Raw genomic sequence first — 2,782 nt, forward strand, 5'->3', positions numbered from 1 at the left:
AATACAAAGAGAACAAAAACCAAGCAAAGGGATTTTTGAGGATAATCAGTATATCCCAAAGGAAACACTACGATGAAAAAAGAGTCATTCAAATGGGATAAATTTATTTTAGATTGTTTTTTGTGTTTTGGTATTTTAACAATATCTCCATTTGTATTTTTCTACCCAATACAATGGTTTTTTGGTTTATACCCAATACAATGGATTGTTAATTCATATCCAATACAATGGTTTTTTGATATAAGTTGGATTGAACCGCAGATTACTTTTTGGTTTGTTTTGGAAAGTATGATTTCACTTTCTGTAATCAATTTCTTTTATAAAATACACAAATCGAGTTTATTTTTATCGTTTATCTTTACGATATGTTATAGTGTATTCGCGTGTTATTTTTTTAGTCACGGAAGATAGGAGTTTTTAATGCAATATTTCATAACAATTTATATCCACCCAATGAAAGCTAATATCCCTCACGCCTTTTTAGGTTTAAGTCATATTCACCCTGATGACTTAGACAAACAAGATAAACAAATAAGAGAAGAAAAACTTAAAAAAGCTGATTGGAAAGATTTTGATAAAAAATGGTATGAAAGTGTGGAGATAAATGAATGTAATGATGGTTTCTTTGGCTTTGCACCTGTGGAATCTGCTACTAATCATTGGGGTAAAGTCTTTGAGAATAATCAATACAATCACGAACCATATGAAAATGTTGAGCAGTTTAACGATAGTCCATACAAAAAGACCGACATACGCAGTTCATCTACCTTTCAAAGTAATAATCGTTGCGTATTTGAAATCTCACAAGAGCAGTATGAAGAACTCTTGGAATCTATTAAAGGAATATAGCTTGTATATTCCTCTCTATTCAACACTCAAAGCAAAGCTAGAATCTAAAGGACTAGATTCTATTACAAGCGGACAGATTGCGTGGTTTGTGTGTAGTGTTGGATTATTTATTGTCCCTATGTTATATCTATATTTTTCTAACGATAATAATCAGTATGTTATTCTGTTCTTTATGTTTTTTATCTTTATATTTAATTTATTTTATATTGTGAATATATTTTCATTTTCATTGGTTATAGCATTTATTTGGATAGATATGTATTTTAGTTATTATTTTAGAGAGATAATTTATATTTTGGCAGTAGCTTTTATTATTTTTACATTAATTTGTTTAATCTTGAAAAAATGGAGAATTTTTATGACTTTTTGTTTTGGTATGGCGTTTGTATTTCTTTCAATTAAATTATTTGAAATGTTAGGAGGATTGATGAAATGAAACATTATGTAACTATCTATATTGACCCGATAACTGATTGGCAAGGATTCACCCACGCCTTTTTAGGTTTAAGTCATACTCACCCTGATGATTTAGACAAACAAGACAAACAAATAAGAGAAGAAAAACTTAAAAAAGCTGATTGGAAAGACTTTGATAAAAAATGGTATGAAAGTGTAGAGATAAATGATTTTAATGATGGCTTTTGGGGATTTGGAGCAGCTGGAGAAAGTATTGGTTTATTTAAACGAGCTGCAGGAAAAGTATTTAACAATAATCACTATATAATGGATAATGATGTAAAAACAAATACCTATAAAATCAAAAAACTAAGAAGCAACCAAACTTTTAAAAATCGTTGCACTTTAGAAGTTTCACAAGAACAATACGATAAATTGTTACAAGATATAAAAAATGATTATGAAACCACAAAAGCAATTACTCCAAGAAGTGAAGCAAGTATAAATGATGATTTTACTTATAATGTATTTAACAACAACTGCACCACTTGGGTATTAAACAAACTAGATTCTATCGGTATAGAAGTAATAGATGTAAAAGAATGGATACCTGATAATATCTCTGCTAGAGATTCTTTGCTTAGTACATTCCATTACTTAAAGTTTTATAATAACACCTTCCTCAAATTCCAAAATATAGATGAGAATCTTAAAAGCATTAAAGGAGCAAAAGCTTTTAGGCAATGGACTAGAAGTATGATTGATAATAATTATATTTGTTATGTTGATGAAAGTGCTTTAGAAAAACAAATACAAGGATTTTGCAAAAGGGATATAGACAATCAAAGATATTATGAAAGTATTAAGAAGTTTTATAAGATACAAGCACAACTAAAAAGTATATACGAGAGACTGAATACTCTTTTAGAAAAGATAATTCAAAAATGTAACAATACCATCAAAGGTGATTTTGAGCTTATCTATTGGGATAAACAAGCAAATAAAATCAAATTCCTAAAGGCAGAAAATGATTATAATCCTATTATAGTAGAGAATTTTAATTTAAATATCCTAGCAAATAATTGCTCCATTAGCAAATTTTATCCCTTTATCTTTATCCCCAAAGATAAAATCTTATCAAGAATGTTATATCATAAATATGATTATGGTAAAGTTTCAGAGAGTTATCAGAGTGCTGCAAATGAATTTTATTTGAATGTTTTAGCAGGAATACAAAGTGATAAATATTGGAGCAAAAGCTATCACAAACTTTCAAAGATAAATAAACAATTTCAACCAAAAGAGCTAGAAAATGTCTAAAACAACCAAAACAAAAAAAACAATCTTTGCTTATAATAATCAAATCATTGATATACAAGAATTAGAATCCAAAAACAAAGACACAATTCATTCAAAGATTTATCTTTGTGGCATAGAACTCACAGGTGGCACAGAATCTAATAATCCTTTCTCTCAATACTTCTTTGGCACCTTAGATTCTCAATCCAACATTGGATTAGATGATTCTCAACCCACC

The 2,782-nt window shown here is 28.6% G+C and carries 2 protein-coding genes and 1 pseudogene; all 3 read left to right on the forward strand.

From position 1 onward, the window contains the following. The first annotated feature begins 420 nt into the window (after positions 1-420). On the forward strand, positions 421-849 hold the full coding sequence (locus tag OQH62_RS08350) for a hypothetical protein (protein WP_266016084.1): 429 nt from the start codon (positions 421-423) through the stop codon (positions 847-849). A 432-nt stretch (positions 850-1,281) separates the two neighbouring features. Continuing rightward, positions 1,282-2,565, forward strand: a complete 1,284-nt coding sequence (locus tag OQH62_RS08355; protein ID WP_266016086.1) for a hypothetical protein — start codon at positions 1,282-1,284, stop codon at positions 2,563-2,565. Further along, positions 2,558-2,782: pseudogene (locus tag OQH62_RS08360) on the forward strand (hypothetical protein); the annotation flags it as partial. The gene OQH62_RS08355 and the pseudogene OQH62_RS08360, both read left to right, overlap by 8 nt.

The organism is Campylobacter sp. MIT 21-1684, from assembly GCF_026241315.1.
In the GTDB taxonomy this organism is placed as follows: domain Bacteria; phylum Campylobacterota; class Campylobacteria; order Campylobacterales; family Campylobacteraceae; genus Campylobacter_D.

Excerpts from the sequence above, each read along its gene's own strand:
- OQH62_RS08355 (WP_266016086.1), top strand. The coding sequence starts at position 1,282 with ATGAAACATTATGTAACTATCTATATTGACCCGATAACTGATTGGCAA.
- OQH62_RS08350 (WP_266016084.1), top strand. The coding sequence starts at position 421 with ATGCAATATTTCATAACAATTTATATCCACCCAATGAAAGCTAATATC.